This is a genomic window from Kordiimonas sp. UBA4487 (assembly GCF_002389025.1).
Taxonomy (GTDB): domain Bacteria; phylum Pseudomonadota; class Alphaproteobacteria; order Sphingomonadales; family Kordiimonadaceae; genus Kordiimonas; species Kordiimonas lacus.
The window spans coordinates 1-19,271 of sequence record NZ_DGNR01000003.1; the positions used below are offsets into that span (position 1 = coordinate 1).

At 55.5% G+C, this 19,271-nt stretch carries 18 protein-coding genes; 9 read left to right on the plus strand and 9 right to left on the minus strand.

Going from position 1 to position 19,271, the window contains the following annotated elements:
* Positions 1–71: 71 nt before the first annotated feature.
* The 3 genes from B3Z17_RS01395 to B3Z17_RS01405 all read right to left on the minus strand — a co-directional run bounded on the left by B3Z17_RS01395 (position 72) and on the right by B3Z17_RS01405 (position 2,386).
* Positions 72–494, minus strand: a complete 423-nt coding sequence (locus tag B3Z17_RS01395; protein WP_286828596.1) for a potassium channel family protein — start codon at positions 492–494, stop codon at positions 72–74.
* 115 nt (positions 495–609) lie between these two features.
* Complete coding sequence (locus B3Z17_RS01400; RefSeq protein WP_286828257.1) at positions 610–1,272, minus strand: DUF3313 family protein; 663 nt, start codon at positions 1,270–1,272, stop codon at positions 610–612.
* A gap of 196 nt (positions 1,273–1,468) precedes the next feature.
* Positions 1,469–2,386 carry a LytTR family DNA-binding domain-containing protein gene (locus tag B3Z17_RS01405; RefSeq protein WP_286828258.1) on the minus strand — a complete coding sequence of 306 codons (918 nt, stop codon included), beginning with the start codon at positions 2,384–2,386 and terminating at the stop codon, positions 1,469–1,471.
* A gap of 126 nt (positions 2,387–2,512) precedes the next feature.
* Between B3Z17_RS01405 and B3Z17_RS01410 the strand changes: the two genes are divergently transcribed.
* Genes B3Z17_RS01410 through B3Z17_RS01430 form a run of 5 tightly spaced genes read left to right on the plus strand, consistent with a single transcriptional unit; the run spans position 2,513 to position 8,923 of the window.
* Positions 2,513–3,337, plus strand: a complete 825-nt coding sequence (locus B3Z17_RS01410) for a glutathione S-transferase family protein (protein ID WP_286828259.1) — start codon at positions 2,513–2,515, stop codon at positions 3,335–3,337.
* Positions 3,338–3,365: 28 nt separating this feature from the next.
* Complete coding sequence (locus B3Z17_RS01415) at positions 3,366–3,920, plus strand: hypothetical protein (RefSeq protein WP_286828260.1); 555 nt, start codon at positions 3,366–3,368, stop codon at positions 3,918–3,920.
* A gap of 28 nt (positions 3,921–3,948) precedes the next feature.
* Positions 3,949–5,073, plus strand: a complete 1,125-nt coding sequence (locus tag B3Z17_RS01420; RefSeq protein WP_286828261.1) for an efflux RND transporter periplasmic adaptor subunit — start codon at positions 3,949–3,951, stop codon at positions 5,071–5,073.
* 14 nt (positions 5,074–5,087) lie between these two features.
* Positions 5,088–8,150: an efflux RND transporter permease subunit gene (locus tag B3Z17_RS01425; RefSeq protein ID WP_286828262.1), complete on the plus strand. Its 3,063-nt coding sequence runs from the start codon at positions 5,088–5,090 to the stop codon at positions 8,148–8,150.
* Positions 8,147–8,923: a substrate-binding periplasmic protein gene (locus tag B3Z17_RS01430; RefSeq protein ID WP_286828263.1), complete on the plus strand. Its 777-nt coding sequence runs from the start codon at positions 8,147–8,149 to the stop codon at positions 8,921–8,923. Before B3Z17_RS01425 ends, B3Z17_RS01430 begins: the two co-directional genes overlap by 4 nt.
* Here the strand turns inward: B3Z17_RS01430 and B3Z17_RS01435 are convergent.
* The gene (locus tag B3Z17_RS01435; protein ID WP_286828264.1) at positions 8,898–9,305 is read right to left on the minus strand and encodes a hypothetical protein; all 408 of its coding nucleotides are present in this window, start codon (positions 9,303–9,305) and stop codon (positions 8,898–8,900) included. The two genes, B3Z17_RS01430 and B3Z17_RS01435, sit on opposite strands and share 26 nt — an antisense overlap.
* 81 nt (positions 9,306–9,386) lie before the next feature.
* Here B3Z17_RS01435 and B3Z17_RS01440 point away from each other — a divergent pair, with 81 nt between their 5' ends.
* Positions 9,387–10,736, plus strand: a complete 1,350-nt coding sequence (locus B3Z17_RS01440) for a DUF3300 domain-containing protein (protein WP_286828265.1) — start codon at positions 9,387–9,389, stop codon at positions 10,734–10,736.
* A gap of 103 nt (positions 10,737–10,839) precedes the next feature.
* On the opposite strand, the gene B3Z17_RS01445 is transcribed toward B3Z17_RS01440, so the two are convergent.
* Genes B3Z17_RS01445 through B3Z17_RS01460 form a run of 4 tightly spaced genes read right to left on the minus strand, consistent with a single transcriptional unit; the run spans position 10,840 to position 14,378 of the window.
* On the minus strand, positions 10,840–11,187 hold the full coding sequence (locus B3Z17_RS01445; protein WP_286828266.1) for a fumarylacetoacetate hydrolase family protein: 348 nt from the start codon (positions 11,185–11,187) through the stop codon (positions 10,840–10,842).
* 34 nt (positions 11,188–11,221) lie between these two features.
* Positions 11,222–11,803: a fumarylacetoacetate hydrolase family protein gene (locus B3Z17_RS01450; protein WP_286828267.1), complete on the minus strand. Its 582-nt coding sequence runs from the start codon at positions 11,801–11,803 to the stop codon at positions 11,222–11,224.
* A gap of 12 nt (positions 11,804–11,815) precedes the next feature.
* Positions 11,816–12,862 (minus strand): VOC family protein, encoded by a 1,047-nt coding sequence (locus tag B3Z17_RS01455; RefSeq protein WP_286828268.1) that lies wholly within the window; start codon positions 12,860–12,862, stop codon positions 11,816–11,818.
* A gap of 1 nt (position 12,863) precedes the next feature.
* Positions 12,864–14,378: an FAD-dependent monooxygenase gene (locus B3Z17_RS01460; protein WP_414672759.1), complete on the minus strand. Its 1,515-nt coding sequence runs from the start codon at positions 14,376–14,378 to the stop codon at positions 12,864–12,866.
* Positions 14,379–14,475: 97 nt separating this feature from the next.
* Here B3Z17_RS01460 and B3Z17_RS01465 point away from each other — a divergent pair, with 97 nt between their 5' ends.
* Complete coding sequence (locus B3Z17_RS01465) at positions 14,476–15,315, plus strand: glutathione S-transferase family protein (RefSeq protein WP_286828270.1); 840 nt, start codon at positions 14,476–14,478, stop codon at positions 15,313–15,315.
* Entirely contained in the window at positions 15,312–16,184 is an 873-nt protein-coding gene (locus tag B3Z17_RS01470) for an NmrA family NAD(P)-binding protein (protein WP_286828271.1), read from the plus strand. Before B3Z17_RS01465 ends, B3Z17_RS01470 begins: the two co-directional genes overlap by 4 nt.
* On the opposite strand, the gene B3Z17_RS01475 is transcribed toward B3Z17_RS01470, so the two are convergent.
* Positions 16,181–16,840 carry a TetR/AcrR family transcriptional regulator gene (locus B3Z17_RS01475; RefSeq protein WP_286828272.1) on the minus strand — a complete coding sequence of 220 codons (660 nt, stop codon included), beginning with the start codon at positions 16,838–16,840 and terminating at the stop codon, positions 16,181–16,183. The genes B3Z17_RS01470 and B3Z17_RS01475 overlap by 4 nt on opposite strands.
* A gap of 141 nt (positions 16,841–16,981) precedes the next feature.
* Here B3Z17_RS01475 and B3Z17_RS01480 point away from each other — a divergent pair, with 141 nt between their 5' ends.
* The gene (locus B3Z17_RS01480) at positions 16,982–19,255 is read left to right on the plus strand and encodes a TonB-dependent receptor (RefSeq protein ID WP_286828273.1); all 2,274 of its coding nucleotides are present in this window, start codon (positions 16,982–16,984) and stop codon (positions 19,253–19,255) included.
* The last annotated feature ends 16 nt before the right edge of the window (positions 19,256–19,271 follow it).

Here is a 19,271-nt window from a genome sequence, read left to right on the forward strand (position 1 = left end):
GAGTTTTTCAACGGAATAGGCCGAAAACGGACTTCTCTGGTATCCCCATACTCCGCTTTAGGGGTGCCTTGTCATCTGCCCAGCAGGGTCTCATTGAGGCCCTTCTGCAAACGCATCAGGCGGGAATAAAATTCGACCAAGAAGGCGGTGCTGAGGCCGAAGATCAGCAAGCCATTGGCGGCACACAGGCCGGCCAGAAGCCGCCATTCCTGGGGCAAAAGAACATCGCCGAAGCCCAGTGTGGTGAAGCTCACGACCGAGAAATACAGCGCCTCCTCCAGAGTGGAAAAAACATCGTTCCTGAAGAAGGTGCCAGCCCACAGCCAGACATTGATGCTGTGAGCCGCCATGAGCCAGAGTGCCACCCCGGAGAGGGCAATTATCGTTCTGGGCAAATGGGGACGCTTGTTGAACCAGGGCGCCATCCTTTTCAGGGCTACCATGGCCATGGAGATGAATGATGCCTGTACGGCGATGGTGAGCACCATGATCATGCTGCTCAAGATGAGTTGCTTAAGCATTCCTGGTCTCCGGATAAAGGGATGCCAGGAGCGGTCTTTGGGGGAGGTTCCGCTCCTGGCGTGCCGGGCGAGGGGCCGGCATAGGGGGTTACCGGGTGATGGCTGTGGTCAGGCTTTTGTCGAGCTGCTTGGACCAGCGATAGAAGACCTGCTTCACGTCGCTCCACACCTGGACACTGGTGATCTGACGAGGGAAACTGGTTTCATTGTCTTCTTCATCCTTGAAGACGGCCAGCAGTTCGCCAGTGCTGCTGTCACGGAGCTCGCCAACGATTTCCAGTGCACCAGCAGAGCGGGCGAAGGTTTTGTTGCGTGGTGAATAGACAACTTCTTTCGAAAGGTTGAGCGCGAGGCCGACAACGGTAACTTTGAGCATCAGGTTATTTTCGCCAGTTTCGGCGGCCAGGTTGATGAGGTCATTTTCACGGAAACGCTTTTCAATGGCCTGCCGGAAGTAAAGCGCCATCCGGTCTTCGTCACGGTCGTTTACCGGACGCTCACGAAAATCCTGGCTGTAGGAAAACTCCAGGTCCTGCAACACCAGGCCGGAATATTTCGAAAAGTCGGTGCCCTTTTTGACGTACAGCTTGTCGAGGCCCTTTGCTTTCACTTGCTCAAGGCCCAGGTCTTCGGCAACGGGCTTGAGATCCGGGCTGTTATAGAAGCCAGCAAAGGCTGGTGCTGTAGCGCCCATCAGGCACGCCAGTGCAACGGAACCTGCGATCATTGTTTTCTTAAAGGTCGTTTTCATTTGTCTCTCCTCAAGTCAGGACATTTGGTTATGGCGCCGATCCCGGTGCCGCGATTTCTGAGGGAGAAAATGTGTTAGAAAGCAAAGGTTTGCGAGCTCTACTGCACCAAATGCGCTGATCAATACACGGGCGGCACCAGGCGCTGCACGGGCTGCGATTTGTGCATCACGAATGAACGGATTGTTGAACGAACGGTTACTTCAAGCCGAGATATTGTTTCACCAAAGACTGGTTCGGGCGGCTGACAGGAAACTTGATTCCGTTCTTCAGGACGATGAACAGTTTGCCGCCGGTGTCCTTATCCGTCTTGTCGATTCCGGCGCGTGCCACCCAGTGTGATCGGTGGATCTGGATGCCGTCATGGGCTTCAAGCGTTTCCAGCGCATCGGAGAAACGCATCAGGATCAGGTCGTCACCATGCTCTGTATATATACGCAGATAATGCTGTTCTGAGGTGATGGCCCATAGTTCGCCATGCTTTTCTGGTGACAGACGGGCGACAATGCTGGGGATGCGGGGCGCAGGCGCTGGCCCATGCTCCGTTGGCTGGGGAGCTTCACCTTCTGTGCTCGGGCTGGGCGCCGCATCATATTCTTGTGTCGGTATTGGCGCTGGTTGTGGGGCCGTGGCTGCGGCCCGCATCCGCTTTCGTGCCTCCTGGTGCGAATACCATTGATAATTAACAAGCATCCAGATCGGCATGGCGGTAACCATGATCACAGCCATGCGCCGAAAATATTTATCATGGGTGATCGCGAGGATGTCTTCTTTGTTGCTCCCCACATTCAGGTTGGGCAGCATGGTGCCGAAGAACCAGTTGATGATGGGCAGCAGTTCTGTGATGACGGGCACTGCGACGACGCATGCCAGAAGGTAGCGAGGCAGGAAATTCACCTTGTCTCCAAGCGCCTTCGAGAAAAGATGAACGCTGGTGGCGAAGATGGTCCAGTCAATGAAGGTAGTGGCGACCGTGTTTTGGAAAACCGGCATGAAGGCTTCGTTGCCGGACCCGATCATCAGCGAATACTGAATCCCTGACATGACCATGGCAACGGTGCAGGCCATCAGCAGATGGTATGGCCAGAAGGAAAGTGCCTTCAATTCATGCTTCACGAAATGCCCCCTGTGTAGAACCAACCGTGCTCCATGAATGAAGCGCTACAGTCCGTGCAATTGTAATCGAAAAACTTCCTTTCCAGCAATAGCTTCGCTGCATCGATTAACAAAAGCGAGCGGCACATGGCCCAGAACATTCTATATCACCATCCCCTGTCGATGAAGTCGCAGATTGTGCGGCTGGCATTCGCGGAAAGAGGCGTCGACTACACACCAGTCGTTGTCGATACGGGTTTCGTGAAAGAAATCTATCGGCCCTGGTTCGTATCACTCAACGCTTCCATGAGCGTGCCCGTCTTGGTGGCAGATGGCCATGTTCTGGCTGGTGCTAAGGCAGCGCTTTCGCTTTTGGATGCAGGGGATAGTGCCGAATGGCAGGCCGTTTATGACCGGTTCCCTTCCGTTTCCCTGCATTTTGGTCTGATGCCAGCTTTCTGCTTTGACGCGATGGCGTGGGACCTGGATCGCAGGATTGATGACCTCAACAAGCTTGCGAGCAAAAACGCCGCGCACCGTGACATCTATCTGCGGAAAGCAGGGACACTCATGGAGCGTCGCCGCCGTTTGGCAATCAAATGCAATACCGAGGATGATCTCAGAGTCATTGATCGCCTGGTGCATGCGTTTGAAGCCCAACTGTCGAACAGACCTTTCTTTAACGGTAATGCCTGGTCGGTTGGTGACGCAGTTTGGACGGTTTGTCTTATGCGTCTCAACTGGATGGGCCTTGGGGAATTCCTCAATCCAGAGAGGTTCCCGCGGGTTGCCGCCTATTTCGCTGACCAATCTCGCCGCCCGGCTTTTGCGACGGCAGGCCTCAGCGTTGCGAAGCCACGCTTTCTATTGGCTCGTCAGTTTTTCTACAGCGCCCGCGCAGCTCTGCGTGGGCTTGTCCCCACACATGCAGTCCCGGCGCCAGCTAATGGCAACGCATCCGGGCGTACGTAACAGCAGCATTTCAGCAAAGGATCTCAGCATGAAAACCTCAGCAAAAAAAGCATTCACTATCGCAGTTCTCTTCACCGCAGGCGGTTGCCTGAGCGCTTGTGGCGCCGCAGCTATCACCAGTGGCGCCAATCTGGTGCAGGCCAATGTGGAAGGCGAATATATGACCCTTGCAGAGCAAGGTGACGCGTTCGCCCAATATAAGGTTGGCAAGGCCAATTGCTGCATGGGGGTCGGCTTTGATACCCAGAAAGCGACGGAGTGGCTCTGCAAGGCGGCGTGGCAGAATGAGCCAAATGCCCAGTATGAACTGGCACGCATCTATAACGGCGACGTCAGCCGCATGCCAGCGCCAGGCCAGAAACTGATCAAAGCTTTCTCGGCCAAGAAAAGCGAAGCCCACGCCCTTGTATGGGCAACGCTTGCAACTGAGCAGGGTGTAGAGGGTGCCCACAAACTTCAAACCAAGATTGCCAAGCATATCGAGCCAGACCTTCTGGAATCCGTCAATGCGATGCTCAGCGACTGGCAGGGCATGGCTTGCGAATATGACGCCGTGTTCAGCGCGCCAGAGCAGCAATCGTAAATCAGATATTTCAAGCGAGGGAAAGACCATGAAGACGACATTTAATTTCGGCTTTGCCAAGACATCCACAGTGGCGATCGGGCTTTGCCTTGCGCTGGCGGCTTGTGACCAACAAGTCGTGGAACAACCGGACATTACGCGGACGGTCAAGACCATGACGGTCTCGGAACTGGTGAGCGACTTCTCTCGTTCATATGCAGGCACTGTCCAGGCCGTGGATACAGCCGCCCTCAGTTTCCAGCTTTCCGGGAATATCCAGACGTTGGTGGTGAAAGAGGGGCAAACCGTCTCAAAGGGCCAGAGAATTGCCGCTCTTGACCCGACCCCTTACGAGATCGAACTTGAGGCTGCGAAAGCCGATCTTTCACGTGCCGGCGCGGACCTGACCCAACAGCGCTTGAATTATGAGCGCCAAGCGTCTCTTTATGAGAAAGAATGGGTGTCCAAAGCGGCCTTCGATCAGGCGACGGCGGCGCTTAAGTCTGCTGAAAGTGCTGTAGACTACGCCAACAGCCGCGTGGCACAGGCCGAGCGCAATCTGGGCAACACGGTTATCACCGCACCCTTTAACGGTATTGTGGCCGCCAAGCATGCAACCCAGTTTCAGGACGTTCAGGCGGGTCAAGCGGTTGTCGAGCTGAATGCACTTGGCGCACTTGAGGTTAGTGTGGCCGTCCCTGAAAGCGAGATTGGGGACGTCCATATCGGGACGCCGGCGACCATTTCCCTTAACCAGAAGCTGACCGACTTGCAGTCGACTGCCATTGCGCTTCCAGGCCGGGTGACCGAGATCGCAGCCAATGCCGGGGCAGGTAACGCCTATCCGGTGCGTGTGCGGATCCTTGAAGACAACGATGCGGTGCGGCCCGGTATGACCGTACAGGCAGCGCTGACCTTCGCGTCAGGCGAAGCCCGCTCCGGCTATCTTGTGCCGGTAACAGCCATTTCCAAAGGGAAGCCGGGCGAAAGCGTTACGGTTTTTGTTTACGACGCAGACAAAGGCGTTGTGCGCGCTCGCCAACTGCAGGTTGGCGGCGTGGACGGCAACATGGTCATTGTGCGTTCCGGGCTTTCCATTGGCGAGCAGGTTGTCACAGCAGGGGTTAGCTTCCTGCACGACGGTCAGTCTGTTCAACTTTACGTACGCCGTTAAGGGGGGCAGGTATCATGTCATTCATCACACGTTTTGCACTTGAGAACAGCCGCCTTGTGCTGCTCTTTATCCTGGGAACGGTTGTCGCAGGCATCCTGACCTACACCCATTACCCTCGTAAGGAAGACCCCACCGTTGTGGTGCGGGAAGCCATTGTAACCGCCTCTTATCCCGGTATGTCACCGGCGCGGGTAGAGCAGCTTATCACCCAGCCGATTGAGGAGAAGATCCGCGAAATCCCCGAAGTGGATGAGATCAGGTCTGACTCAAAAGCTGGTGTGTCCATCATTCATGTGAAGCTGGCGGACGAATATTTCGAACTGGCCCCAATCTGGCAGCAGCTTCGCAACAAGATGCAGGAAATGCGTTCAAAGCTGCCGGACGGCACCAACGGCCCTGTAGTGAATGACGAAGTGGGCCTGACAGCGGTTGCCACGATCGCCCTTTGGTCGGAAGGCTTTGATCTGGCGGAAATGCGCAATGAAGCCGACTGGGTGCGGGAACAGCTCTACCTGCTGGACGGCGTCAAGAAGGTGGAACTTTACGGCGCACAGGATGAACGGGTTTATCTGGAAGTCTCGAATGCAAAGCTGGCGCAATATGGTATCAGCCCGGCGGTCGTGGTTTCGGCACTCAAAAGCCAGAACATCATTCTGCCAGGTGGCCGGGTGGATGCCGGCGGCCGTATCATCCTGATTGAGCCGTCAGGCAACTTCGAAAATCTCGACCAGATCGGTGATGTCCTGATTGCCACCAATACAGATGCGGGCGTTGTCTCGATTCGTGATCTGGTGACCATCCGCCGTACTTTCGTCGATCCGGTCGAAAAGCCCGCCTACTTTGGCGGCAAGCCAGCTCTGGTGCTTTCAGTGTCGATCAAGGAAGGCGTGAACAGCGTTTCTTTCGGTGCTGACCTGACATCCAAAATGCACGAGCTGCAGCAAAAACTGCCCGTGGGGATGGTGCTTGAGTATGCCACCTACCAGCCTGAGCTGGTTGAAGCTGCAGTGAACGGGGCTGTTTCAAATGTTTATCAAACGCTGGGCATCGTCCTGTTTGTTGTGATGATTTTTCTCGGCGTACGCACCGGCCTGATTGTCGGGTCGATCGTGCCGATGGCCATGCTTTTTGCACTCATCATCATGCGGATGTTGGATGTGGAATTGCAGCGCATCTCGATCGCCGCGATGATTATCGCCCTCGGACTTCTGGTCGACAATGGTATCGTGGTGGCTGAGGATATCCGTAGCCGTATGGAAAAAGGCATTGGCCGCAAACAGGCATGCCTAGACGCCGGCCGTACCCTTGCGATCCCGCTCCTGACGTCGTCGCTTACTACCATCTTTGCTTTCCTGCCGATGCTGATGGCCATTGGCCCGGCCGGTGAATACACCGGTTCCCTGAGCCAGGTGATTATTGTCGTGCTGTTGGGATCATGGTTTCTGGCGATGTTCGTTACCCCAAGCCTGAGCTTCTATTTCGCCAAGGTGAAAGAGAGTGGGGTACAGGCTGAAGCATCCTATGACGGTAAGGCATATGCCCTCTACCGTAACGCCCTTCAGTGGGTGCTGTCCCACCGGGCTGTTGTCGGTCTGGTTATTGTGGCCGCATTCACCGCCAGCGGTGTGCTGTTTGGCGGCGTTGTAAAGGAGTTCTTCCCGGCGTCAGACCGTAACCAGGTGCTGGTGTATCTGGATATGCCAGCAGGCACCAGTGTGCGTGAAACAGAAGTTGCGACCAAGGAACTGTCTGCCTGGCTATCAGACAAGGACGAAAACCCGGAAGTGGCGTCCAACATTGCCTATGTGGGCGATGGCGGGCCACGTTTCTACCTTTCGCTTCCCCCCATGGACCCGGACCCGCATCTGGCGTTCGTCGTAGTGAACACGGAAACGCCAGCACAAGTGCCTGCGCTGATTGAGCGCCTGCGCCAGGAGATCCCGGCCCGCCACCCTGAACTGCGGGCGCGGATCAAGGAGATGTGGCTGGGTAGCACTGAAGCTGGTCTGGTGCAGTTGCGTATTGTTGGTCCTGATGCGGATGAACTGATGCGGGCGGCACGTGGTCTTGAAGCAGCGTTCGCTTCCATCAATGGTGTGATCAATGTCCGCCAGGATTGGGAAAACGAAATCCTGAAGGTTCGCGTGAATGTTGACCAGGCCAAGGCGCGGAATGCGGGTGTAACATCTGAAGAGATCGCCAACTCCCTGTCAGCCTACCTTGACGGGGCAGCCGCTACCGAATTCCGCGATGGTGACGACAGCATCCCTGTTGTACTGCGCGGTATGGCGTCAGAGCGGGATCAACTTGCCGGCCTTCGTGCTGTGACGGTCTATTCTGCCCAAACGGGTGCGAGCGTCCCTCTCAGCCAGATTGCAGACTTTGTCCCTGAATTTCAGGTTAGCCGCATCAAGCGCCTTAATCAGGAACGGGTGGTCACTGTTGAGGGCAAGCACCGGACACTCAAGGCTGGTCAGCTCTTGGAACTGCTGGCACCGGCCATTGAGAGCCTGGATCTGAAAGCAGGACACCGCCTTGAGCTTGGTGGCGAGATTGAAGGCTCCGCAGAAGCGAAAGCCGCCCTGTTTGAGAACATGCCGATTGCGCTTGCGATGATCATTGTTTTGATGGTGTGGCAGTTCAACAGCTTCCGTCGGCCGCTTATCATCATGCTGACAATCCCGCTGTCCTTCATTGGTGCAGTTGCGGGGCTGGTGGTGATGAATGCCGTCTTTGGTTTCATGGCGATCCTGGGGCTCTTTAGTCTTGCAGGGATCATCATCAACAACGGTATCGTACTGATTGACCGGATCGATGCCGAACGCAACGAGAGTGCTGCGGTTGGCGATGCGGTGGTGAAAGCTGCGCTTGCCCGCGCGCGGCCGATCATTATGACGACGCTAACCACAGTGCTGGGTTTGATCCCCCTGATCCTGTTCGGTGGGTCGCTCTGGTTCGGCATGGCGAATGTGATCGCCTTCGGTTTGCTTGTCGGCACAGTCCTGACGCTTTTCATTGTGCCGCTTCTCTACAGCGTCATGTTTCGCGATGCCGCGGCAGAGGAGGCTCGAGCATGAAGCGTTTCTGGTTCATTTGCTTTTCAGGGCTCCTTGCATTCTCTTCGGGAGCGCATGCTGCATCCCCCGAAATCCGGCTTCTGACGGAACAGTTTTCGCCGCTGAACGAAGTTCACAACGGTAAAACCCGAGGTGTTGCGGTCGAGATTCTGAAGGCTGTGTATGCCCACATGGGGCGGCCGGATCCATCAGGCGACATTGTCGCGATGCCGTGGAGCAGGGCCTATGCTGAGGCAACTAGCCAACCCAACGTATTGTTGTTTTCGATCATTCGAACGCCGGAGCGCGAAGGGCTGTTCCACTGGGTTGGACCGATCATGGCGGCCAATGTTGCCTTGGTAGGGAAGGATAGTCTTCCTGCAGATGTGGATTGGGCAAGTTTGCCTAAGGCCTACCGCTACGGCGTATTGCAGGATGACTTCAGTGAACAGCAATTGATCGCAAAGGGCTTGCCGCGCACCAGCATGCTTTTTTGGGCGTCCCCCCAATCAGGGGCTCGCATGCTGATGCGGGGGCGGATTGATGTCTGGGTCTATGAGCGAAGTTCTGCGTTTGCAGCGCTGGCGCAGCTTGGTGAAAACCTGTCCGACTACCAAGTGGTCCATGAGTTCAAATGCGGCGACTATTATTTCGCATTCAGCCGGGGCACCGATGAAGGATTTATGTGGGCTTTCCAGGAGGCTTTTGAGGCGGTGGAGCGATCAGGTGAACGAGTCTCCATCGTCCGGAAACTTGTGAAATCGAAGGCTACTGTTTCCGCGGCCCGTCCGTGATGAACGACACCAGAACAACCAGGAAAGAGACCAGATGAACGCTCAAAGTGATCAGATAAATGTCGTCGGCGTAACCGGTTGTCATGGCCGCCTGATAGTGGCTGACAAGGCCACTTCCAGTGCCTTCAACCTCAGGGATGCCGGCAATCTCGGTATAGATTTTTTCCAGCAGACCCTGATGCGTGGTGATGACGCGAAAATTGAATATGGCGAACAGAAGATAGACGGCGAAGCCAATGAGCTTCTCGGCTTTCTTGAGCGGCCTGTCCACATAGATGATGCCGCCCAGGAGGGCCAGGTGGATGGTGATGAAAAAGCCCCACTGCACGTCGATGCGGCTGGAGATCGACTGGGCAAGGTCCATCAGTTCGTAAAGCGTCATCTGCGATTTCCCTTTTTCATTCCCGGCGCAAAGTCTTGTGCCGGATTTATCCAGAACTCCCCAACCAAGATAGGAAGACAAATGTTCAAGAAACTTTGCCTTGCGCTTGCCGCATGGCTTTCCCTGTCAGCTCATGCTGTTGCGGCGCAGGAAGCGACCCTTCTGGACCGCATGATGAAAGAAGACAGCGCCGCGGTCAATGCCGTGGTCGGTTATCCCGCCGACGTGCGGCAGGCTATTTTTACTGCGGCTACGCGGCCTGACGCTCTTATTCACATCGCGAACTTGCAGGAACGGTCCAAGCGTGAATTTTCGGCCATCCTGAACTGGGTGGAGTTAGACACCCAGAAGAAGCTGTGGGAATTATCCCGGTATCCTGATCTTGTGAACTTTCTGGCGACCGGGAAGGTGGAAAAGGCCGTTCTGGATGCGGAACTGGCTAAATACCCACTTGTTATCCACGCAATGGTTCGAGATCTTTACCTCACGGAACGGGGGCGGATCATGCAGATGGCTGAGCTCAACAAGGCTTCGGCAGAGGCCTTTGCCAGCCTTCTGGTGGGGTATGACGCACCTGTACAGGCAGCCCTCAAGCAGCTGCTGGACCTGCCTGAAGTGCTCGCGATCCTGACAGAGCATGTCGATTTGACAGCTGAAGTTGGGCGCGCGTACGCGAAGAACCCAGAGGCTTTTGTAGCCAAAGCAGATGCATTGAGCCTGAAGCTCGCGCGCGACAGGGCGGAGGCGGAAGCCGAATGGCTCGAAAGCCTGAAATCTGATCCGGTCGCTATGGCGGAGTTCGAGAAGTCAGCCAAAGACTATGAGCATGAGATGGCGCTGAACGATGCGTCTTATGTCTATAAGGCCGATCCGAAAGTGAATGTCACAGTGACATACCATGTCTATCCATATTCCTATTGGTATGGATACCCGACCTGGTACGGCAGCCCATACTGGTATCCTTATCCTCATTGGTATCACGCAGGCTTCTATATCGGGCCAAATGGTGCGGTGATCATTGTTGGTACCCCCAGCTATCATTTCACCTACTGGCATTTCCATGGTCGTCATTATGCCTATCCTCATCTGAGCCACCATTTCGCCCGCCACTACAAGCGACATCCTCATGGGGGCGGCGTTGCTGATGCGGTTCAGGATTGGGCAGATAACAACCGTGATCGCCTGCCGAGGGATTGGTCCAAACGTCAGACCCAGACAGGGGCCGACTTCTTCAAAAACCTGCCTCGTGAGCAAGGGGCAGCGGTGCCACAGCCGATCAAGGAAAAAGACTGGAAGCGCGACTGGAAATTCGAGAAACGCCAGCCGACATCTGCCGAGAGACGGTTCGAAGCTAAAGAAACCCATGCCCGCGCGTGGAAGAAAAGCGATAACCGGAAGCGCGGTGGCGAGAGGAAATCACGCCGCAACTAGATTGCAGAATAAAAGGGCCCGGCCCCGGCAGTTATGCCGAAGGCCGGGCAGTGAGGGACCCCTGGGAAATTGGACTGTGGGGAGACGTGGGGCCTCACTAAGACTATTGGGCTACCGTGATAGTGTTTCTTTGGGTGCCCAAGTCGATGGCTCCGTCATCCGTTCGGATGGTTGCTGTGATCTTGTCGCCAGGCTCCAAATAGCGGCCGCTCGCTTGCTGTTTGGATTTGAAGATCGACCAGCGCTTCCTGTCAGGCAGCAGCTGGAACAGCTTGATCAGGAATGGTTTTGGTAGCTGCATCGCAACACCAGCTGGTGTGCCGGTGGCGAGAAGATCGCCTGCGCCAAAGTCATGGCATGCGGAAAGCTCTGTAAGGGTTTCCGCAGGGCTGAACACCATCTCGCTGCAATAGGCATCCTGCCGCGTGGTGCCGTTTACGCTTAGAACCATGTGGATTTCACCCAAACGGCTAAAGTCTGCTTTTTCAAGAAGCGTCAACCAAGGGGCCGGTCGGGCCGAAGGTGCGGTAACTCTTGCCTTTGTAGAACTGCATCTGTGGAATCTGTACACAACGGGCCGAAACGTCATTGGTGATCACAAGACCGGCGACGAATTGGTCAAGTGTATCTTCGGATACGGTTTTCGGCCCCGTGATGTCGCGCGCGAGCACGAGCCCGAGCTCCAACTCGTAGTCTAGCAAGCTTACATGGTCTGGCCTGATGATGTCCGTATCTGCTGGCGCCAGGCAGGAAGACGCCTTACGGAAAATCATATTGTAGCCCTTCTGGTTGGGGTCGAGTCCGGCCTCCAGCATGTGGCTGACATAATTCGCACCCTGACAGATATATTGCTGGTTCTGTGTGATCGGGCACAGACACTGTGCGTCAGAAAAAGGGATCAGTCCGCCGCCATTTTCCTGGGCAACCTTGAAAGCTCGATCTCGGCCATTGCGAACAAAGTCGCCGGTGGTCGGGTAGTCGCCTGGAACGGGTTGGTACCCTTCGGGGGTCACGACAGCCCACAGCGTGTCTGAAACGGTTTTGATGCGTGCAACATTGATTGCCATGATTTTGTCCTTCTATTCCGCTGCGGCTTTTTTGATGGCCATCAGTTTTTGAAACGTCAGTTCATCGCTGTTGCGGATATTTCTGATAACCTTGACCAGTCGGCAGGGAGACATCCCAGCGTCCAGAAAACTTTTGGGCATGTCCGGGCCCCATTGGTGCTGTGCGTTGCCGCAAAGCCGGTGATGCTCGGTAGGGTGATTGGCGTCAAACATGTCACCGTCGGCATAATGTTCGAACTTGGCGCCGGTATCGTCCTGCCAATAATCGAAAATCTGGCTCCCCAGGATATGGCGGCCGATGCCCCAGGCGTGTCGGTAGCCACCCTGTTTCATAAGAAGATTTCCAGTTGCGACTGAATCCAGGTCCAGACATTCGAAAGCGGCATGGTTGAAACGGTTATCGAAGCTTTGGGCGATCACCAGGGCGTGATGGTCGGCCGGCTTGTCGCCACAGTCGAACCGGTTAAAGGCAACAACCGGGGTGCCGTCAGCCAGTTCCTGGATGTCAGTGGGAATGAGACCGAAATGCCGCCTTATGAAATCCAGATTGGCATGGAAATCCACCACCTCCATTACCGCGTGGCCCAGCCTGAGGACATTGGCGTTCGAGAGGTCCGGCCGTTGTCCTAGGTTCAGGCGGTTGATGGTTCCGCCGCTGTTGACGGGCAATGGGTCCCTGAGGCTGATTTCTGCGTCAGGGCTGCGGCCCGCCACTGCATCCAGCGTGAACCCGCATGGCATTATAAAGCGAACGAGCTCCCCACCACCCGGGCCAATAATGGGGCCGGTCCCGGAATGTGCGGTGGGGAGGTCGCCCAGGGCAATCAGTTCGCTTTTTGTGACGCATAGACCTGCACCCAGAAACGCGTCTTCGCCTTTCTCAATTTCCAGGCAAAACGGGGCCGAGCCAGCGGCACGCAACCACAAATGGGTATCCGTACGTTTGGCGGTGTGCAGGCCAAAAGTATGAAAGAATGCCTCACAGGCTTCCAGGTCCTTGCGCGAGAGGCGCAGGTAGGCGAGCTCTGATGCCTTTGCGACGGGAAGGGATACAGTCATCTTAAAACGCCTTTGCGAAAGGGTTGGGGACGCGCCTGTCTGCTTCTCGGCTGCCGACGTGGGAGATGAATTTGTCTGGCCGCACTGTGATAGTACCATGCTGAAGAACAAGTTTGAGCACCGGGTCATCCGCAGCGCAGCGGATGATGTGGTCTCCGGTTGTCTCTGACGCCACCTTTACGCTGCTGTTGTCATGGGGGTTAAGTTGGCCATATCCCGAACCCAGCAGGGCATCGAAATGGTACTGTTCTCCCGAAAGTGCAGTGCCGCCACCCGCGGGCAATAGCGTTCCCTCAATACCGCGCCGACCGCTGATGCGTGGCTTGGGTTTCATCATCCCTTTTTCAAACAGATTCCGGACTGGTGGAAGCAGATGCACGAGACCGAGCATTGCATCTCTCAGCCCGGCACCAATGCGGCTCAGCGGCATGATAATTCGCCCCATAAAGACAGCGAGATTGGTCATGCGGGTGATGTGGGGTGCGCGTTCGCACTGATAGGTGTCCAGAAGACTTTCTGGCGCCTTTCCCTTGATAACTGCAGCCAACTTCCAACCCAGGTTCGCGGCGTCCCTGAGGCCGCCATTCATGCCCTGGCCTGCAAACGGCGGCATCAGGTGTGCGGCATCGCCTGCGAGGAAGATGTTTCCGCGCCGCCACGTGTCGGCCACACGGGCATGGAAGGTGTAGATAGTCGCCCGTTCAGCGATGCTCTCAGTTTTGGCGCCATGGTCTTGGGCCAATGCCTGGATGGCTTGTGGGCATAGCATGCCTTCATCCGTGTCGGACGATAGCATCAGGAATTCGAACCGCCGCTTGCCGCCGGGCACTGGCAAGCTCACTGCCGGACGTGCCGGATCACAAAAGAAGGTTACTTCTTGCGTGCCGACGGGGTCGGTCTCAAGGTCTACGACCAGCCAGCGCTGTTGGTAGGTCGTGCCCCTAAGGGTGGCGCCAATATGGTCGCGGGTCTGGCTTTGGCCACCATCGCAGCCAACAAGGAACCGGCAGGCAAGCTGCTTTGCTTCGCCGTCCTGCTTGTAGTGGGCCATAACACCCTCTGGCCCTTCTTCAATTTGCGTGACTTCCGCACCGACAATCAGTTCGCCGCCGAAGGTCGCGTAGGCTTTGCGCAGTTGGGCTTCAATGTCCGGCTGGTAAATGGAGTTCACCCCGGGATGCCCGCAGATATTCTCTACATGGTCAACGCGGGCGATGGTTTTGCGTTTTCCGTTCACGAAGCGCACGGGCAGGCCGGGCAGATAGTGGTCTCCCTCTGTCAGGGGAAAACCCATTTCTTCAAACGCCCGCAGGGTTTCTTCGTCCGCCACGATGGCCCGTGGAATGGTGGCAGGCTCCAGGCTTTTCTCAAGGATGGTGACCCTGATATCGCGCCTTGCCAGCTGAATGCCAGTCATCAGGCCTACTGGTCCCGCGCCGATGATAACGACGTTTCGGTGTTGCATAACCATCCCTTTCCCAAACAGACAGCGCCGCCAAACCGGCCGCGGCGTCATCGCTTTCCGACTCCAATTCGCTTGACTCTTAATGCCGTACTATATTCTATGTCAAATTAAATTCGATATTGAATAATATTCAGAAATTGGATTGAAGATGCCAATAATCAAGACTCAGAGCGACCTTGCGGGCTCCCTGAAGGGCCTGCATCTTTTTCATTTTGCGATGTCAAATTGTTCCCAGCGTGTTCGACTGCTGCTCGAGGAGAAGGGGTTGGAATGGAAAAGCCATCATGTGGATTTGTCAAAAAACGAGCATGCGGCACCATGGTACCAAGCCATTAACCCGGCAGGGTTGGTTCCCACATTGGTTCATGACGGCAGGGTGATTGTGGAATCCGTGGATATCATCCTTTATCTGGAAGACTGCTTTCAGGCAAATCCACTTGCCGCATCTGGTGCGGCTGCTGCCGCGAAGGAGCGCGATCTGCTCCGGAAGGCTGATGACATCCAAGGAACGATCAAACTGCTAAGCCACGAATTCTTGTTCAAACCCAAAAGGCAAATGTCTCTGAAGCAAGTTGCCGAGTTTGAAAAACATCACAGGAACAGGGAGTTGGTAGAATTTTCCCGCGCATTTTCCAAAGGATTTGATGCCAACCGGATCGGGGAAAGCGTCAAACATATGCAGAGTGTGTGTGAGGAGTTGGAGCAGTCGCTTGTTTCGTCCGGCGGTCAATGGCTACTCGGAGACATGATCACACAGGCTGACCTCACCTGGATTGTCAATATCCACCGTCTTGACTTGATGCGATGGAATTTTTCTCGGACGCCGATGTTGAGGAAATGGTTGGATGCATTTCGCGATCGGCCGTCTTTCAGGGCAGCGGTCAGGGGCTATGAACCAGTATCTGTACGCCTCCTGATGAAGATGTACGCAATGCTGCGTCAGTGGGGCGGGTCAGGGGTGCAGAGCTATCAGGAGGTGTCGGTATGATTGTCGTTTTGGGTGGAACGGGCTTGATTGGTGGCTATGTGGCGGAAGAGCTGTCGGCGGTCGAAGCAACGTTTCGAATGGTCCTCAGGCAGCCGGAGAAAGCTGCCGGTATTCCTCTTGGCGGTTCCGTTTGCCGAGGGGACCTCGACGACCCAGCCAGCCTTGCAACTGCGTTTGACGGTGGCACGCGCCTGTTTCTTCTATCGCCGCATGGACCTGATATGGCAGCCCAGCAGCTGGCGGCTATTGATGCGGCGAAACAAGCAGGCATTTCACATATCGTGAAAATCTCGGGATCTCCTCAGGCAGTGGGTCCAGATTGCCTGGCATCCACGGGGCGCCAGCATTACGTGGTAGAGCAGGCGCTGAAGGCAAGTGGTATCGGACATACAATTCTCCGCCCCAGCTTCTTCATGCAGAACCTGCTGGGCAAGCCCGCCTCATTCGTGCGGGAAGGTAAGCCTGTGATGCTGCCCTTTGATGCCCAACAAAAATTCACCTTTGTGGACGTGCGGGATATTGCGAAGACTGCGGCAAAAGCACTTGTTGAGCCGCGAGGCTTCAACCAAACCTTGCAGCTTGTAGGAAGCCGGTTGTCATTCTGTGAAGTTGCGATTGTTTTGTCGAAGTTTCTGGGGCACCCGGTGGGCTACCGCAAGATTCCGCAATGGTTGGCGAGTATGGTGCTTCGACTTCAGCGGGAGCCTGTATGGCTGAGACGCCATCAGCTGGAGATGGCGAAAGTTTTCGCCGCGCAGGGTCACATGCCTGCATCACGCGACCTTGCAAGGTTCCTTGGTGACACGCCAATTTCACTAAATAGATTCGTTGCCGACCATCTGGATGCTTTTGTCCAGCCGGAAGCTTAGCCGAGGTCAGGGAGTGGAAGCTCCATAAGCTTATCGATCTGAGGCTCATCAGCGCCAAGTAGGCGAAGTTGGGCGCGGGCAAAAATCTTGTCGGCATCCTCGATCAGACCTGTTTCGCGAGCCGTTGCGATGAAACCTACGAGGCCCCAAATGAGCATCATCTGGGAGCGTGGGTCATCGACATCTGTGTTGAAAGCGCCTTGTTCGACACCGTGCTTGGCGTCCGCGATAGCAATAGGGGCAACATTGGCCTGGATTTCACGCACAAGGATATGAGGGCGCTCCAGCAACCAGTCGAAAGTCTCTTCCCGGAGAAGAAGATGCACCAGCGTTCGGGCACCCATAACGGTGCTGACCGTCGCATCGTCATAATTTGAGGCATGTTCCGCCACAGTTGCCGCATGCGTGGCAAGGCGCTCTGCCGCGACACCCGCAACAATGTCATCCTTTGTAGGGAAGTAGGTATAGAAAGACCCAATTCCAACATCGGCCTCTTCCGTAATGTCATGCACTGACGTGGCATCGATTCCTTTTTGGGAGAACACCTTTTTTGCACCTTCGATCAGCTTGCCGCGCGTACGTTGACGACGACGATCCATCCGATTTGGCTTTGGCGTCTCTTGGTGCTCTTTGGTCATGTTTTGCCCTGTTTTCATCGATTTATCCAGAATCTGCTTACCCTAAATTCAAGCCCATAGCAACGGAAACCGGATACCTTTCGGAAAAGAACAAAAAACAATATTGAATTATATTCGATATTGAAATAACGTCACTTCTAAACCCATAGGGAGGGAAGCATGAAAAAACTGGAACTGGCGCGCTTGGGCGCCTTAAGGCTTGGTGTATCTATTTGTGCAGTGGCATGTGCCGCGGAAAATGCGGCAGTAATTGCGCAAGACGATATTGGTGTGTCGTTGGAGGAGATTGTCGTCACCGCACAGAAGCGGAGCGAAAATTTGCAGGAAGTACCGGCTGTGGTCTCCGCCTTCAGCGGCGACTTTGTTGAAAAGGCCGGCTGGCATGCAGTGGACAAGCTGGAGAATGCGGTACCAAGTGTGGTTTTCGATGGCCCCAGCCGGTCCCGGCCGTGGATTTCCATTCGGGGGATCGGATCCAGCCGCTTTGACCTGGGTTCGGAACAGTCGGTCGGCGTGTTCGTGGACGATGTCTATCAAACCCGGGCAAGCAGTGTGCTTTCTAGCCTTGAGGATGTGGAGCGGATTGAAATCCTGCGAGGTCCGCAGGGCACGCTGTATGGTCGGAACACCATCGGCGGCGCAATCAACATCATCTCCCGCAAGCCAACGAATGAAACCGAAGGGCGTGTCTCTGCAGGTTTTGGTAATGACGGCACATACAGCGTTGGCGGCATGCTCTCTGGCGCGCTCGCAGAAGACAAGCTACTGGCCCGTGTGTCCGCCGCCTATTCAGATTATGAAGGCGGTATGTTTGATACCAATGCGGGGACAGACAACGGCGAAGAAGAGATAGCCCTTAAAGCAACCTTTGTGGTGATCCCGAACGACACACATACGCTGACGCTGAACGCAAGCTATGCACGAGCGGAGTCTGATCTGTTCTTCGCGTCAGCCTATTTTGTTTCCGGCCCCATTCCGTTCGCCAGTCCTTTCACAGCCGCAGCACAGCCAGGCGTGATCGCTGAGGCAAATGCGGATCGCCGGTCGGCGGCGCTGAATGCATCTGAAACCTCAGGCGAATTCCGTGAGAACACAAGCCTCTCTGCAAAACTTGAAGGGGGATACGACAATGTCGACCTGACATGGATCGCCAGTGCTACATGGGATGATACAGGCGCAGGCGGTGACTTCGATGGCCATTCACTGGATGTACTGAGGCAGTATGCCGACCAGAGTTCGTTCCAGCATACCCAGGAGGTGCGTTTGTCTTCTGTGCCGGGTGGCACGCTCACATTTGGGGACAAGCTTGAGTGGCTCCTTGGTGCCTATTATTTCCATGAAGATGGCAGCCGGCGGGACCGCTATTGGGGCGGCAAGGACTCTGTCTTCTCGCTTCTGGACACCATGCTGAACGGAGCAGCCCCCGGCAGTGAACCATTCACCACATATGATGTAGACCTGCAGACTGAAAGCTTCGCTTTCTTTGGCCAAGGCACCTGGGCGCTGACAGAGAAAGTTGGCCTGACGGTTGGGCTCAGATATACCCATGACAAGAAGAGCTTTGTCTATGACGCGTCAGCGAGTGCGCCAAATATTCCGCCCGTCTATGCGCCTTTCACCATTGAAGACGCGCCGGTGTTCAGTTCGGTTGACCCGCGTATCACCCTTGATTACCAGCTGACGGACGACGCCCTTGTGTATGCCACCTACACGCAAGGCTTCAAAAGCGGCGGTGTGCAGTATGCGGTGGGTGACCCGGTTGCAGCGGCCCAGTATTTCGACCCCGAGCATCTTTCGATGGTCGAAGTTGGCTTGAAATCACGCCTTCTGGATAATCGCCTGCAGCTTAATGCGGCCGCATATCACTATGATTTCAAGGATCAACAGCTGCTGTCCCTTGCTGTGATCAATGGCACGCCAACGGCCGTGACCCAAAATGCGGGCCGCAGTAAATATTTCGGTTTCGAATTGGATAGCATCGCTGCCATCACGCCTGACTTTACGCTGACCGCGAACTATGCCTTCACGGACGCAGCTTTTGATGAATTCCTGTCGCCTGTGCTGGGGGACTTGTCTGGCAACCGGGTACCACGTGCGCCCAAGCATGCTTTCACGCTTGGTGCAAACTATCTGATGTCCCTCTCCGATGACGCGACTATCGAGTGGCGTGCCGAATATGCCTGGAAGGATGACTATTTTCTCGAAGTGACCAACCACCCGGTATCGATGCAGGAAGATACGGGCGTCCTGAATGTGTCAGCCACGGTTGCTCTCGTGGATGAGAAGCTCAAGTTGCGCTTCTACTGCGACAACTGCACCAACGAGCTTCTGGCCACTCAGGGTCAGTTGCAGAGGTCAGGTGAAGGGACGCAGGTCAATTTCTCCTATGACCTGCCGCGCCGCTACGGCGTGTCCCTGAGCTACAGCTTCTAAAGGCCCCCGAGATGGT

Excerpts from the sequence above, each read along its gene's own strand:
- B3Z17_RS01465 (WP_286828270.1), top strand. The coding sequence starts at position 14,476 with ATGCCAATAATCAAGACTCAGAGCGACCTTGCGGGCTCCCTGAAGGGC.
- B3Z17_RS01395 (WP_286828596.1), bottom strand. The coding sequence starts at position 494 with ATGATCATGGTGCTCACCATCGCCGTACAGGCATCATTCATCTCCATG.
- B3Z17_RS01425 (WP_286828262.1), top strand. The coding sequence starts at position 5,088 with ATGTCATTCATCACACGTTTTGCACTTGAGAACAGCCGCCTTGTGCTG.
- B3Z17_RS01445 (WP_286828266.1), bottom strand. The coding sequence starts at position 11,187 with ATGGTTCTAAGCGTAAACGGCACCACGCGGCAGGATGCCTATTGCAGC.
- B3Z17_RS01420 (WP_286828261.1), top strand. The coding sequence starts at position 3,949 with ATGAAGACGACATTTAATTTCGGCTTTGCCAAGACATCCACAGTGGCG.
- B3Z17_RS01410 (WP_286828259.1), top strand. The coding sequence starts at position 2,513 with ATGGCCCAGAACATTCTATATCACCATCCCCTGTCGATGAAGTCGCAG.
- B3Z17_RS01415 (WP_286828260.1), top strand. The coding sequence starts at position 3,366 with ATGAAAACCTCAGCAAAAAAAGCATTCACTATCGCAGTTCTCTTCACC.
- B3Z17_RS01480 (WP_286828273.1), top strand. The coding sequence starts at position 16,982 with ATGAAAAAACTGGAACTGGCGCGCTTGGGCGCCTTAAGGCTTGGTGTA.
- B3Z17_RS01435 (WP_286828264.1), bottom strand. The coding sequence starts at position 9,305 with ATGACGCTTTACGAACTGATGGACCTTGCCCAGTCGATCTCCAGCCGC.
- B3Z17_RS01430 (WP_286828263.1), top strand. The coding sequence starts at position 8,147 with ATGAAGCGTTTCTGGTTCATTTGCTTTTCAGGGCTCCTTGCATTCTCT.
- B3Z17_RS01470 (WP_286828271.1), top strand. The coding sequence starts at position 15,312 with ATGATTGTCGTTTTGGGTGGAACGGGCTTGATTGGTGGCTATGTGGCG.
- B3Z17_RS01455 (WP_286828268.1), bottom strand. The coding sequence starts at position 12,862 with ATGACTGTATCCCTTCCCGTCGCAAAGGCATCAGAGCTCGCCTACCTG.
- B3Z17_RS01475 (WP_286828272.1), bottom strand. The coding sequence starts at position 16,840 with ATGAAAACAGGGCAAAACATGACCAAAGAGCACCAAGAGACGCCAAAG.
- B3Z17_RS01400 (WP_286828257.1), bottom strand. The coding sequence starts at position 1,272 with ATGAAAACGACCTTTAAGAAAACAATGATCGCAGGTTCCGTTGCACTG.
- B3Z17_RS01460 (WP_414672759.1), bottom strand. The coding sequence starts at position 14,378 with ATGACGCCGCGGCCGGTTTGGCGGCGCTGTCTGTTTGGGAAAGGGATG.
- B3Z17_RS01450 (WP_286828267.1), bottom strand. The coding sequence starts at position 11,803 with ATGGCAATCAATGTTGCACGCATCAAAACCGTTTCAGACACGCTGTGG.
- B3Z17_RS01440 (WP_286828265.1), top strand. The coding sequence starts at position 9,387 with ATGTTCAAGAAACTTTGCCTTGCGCTTGCCGCATGGCTTTCCCTGTCA.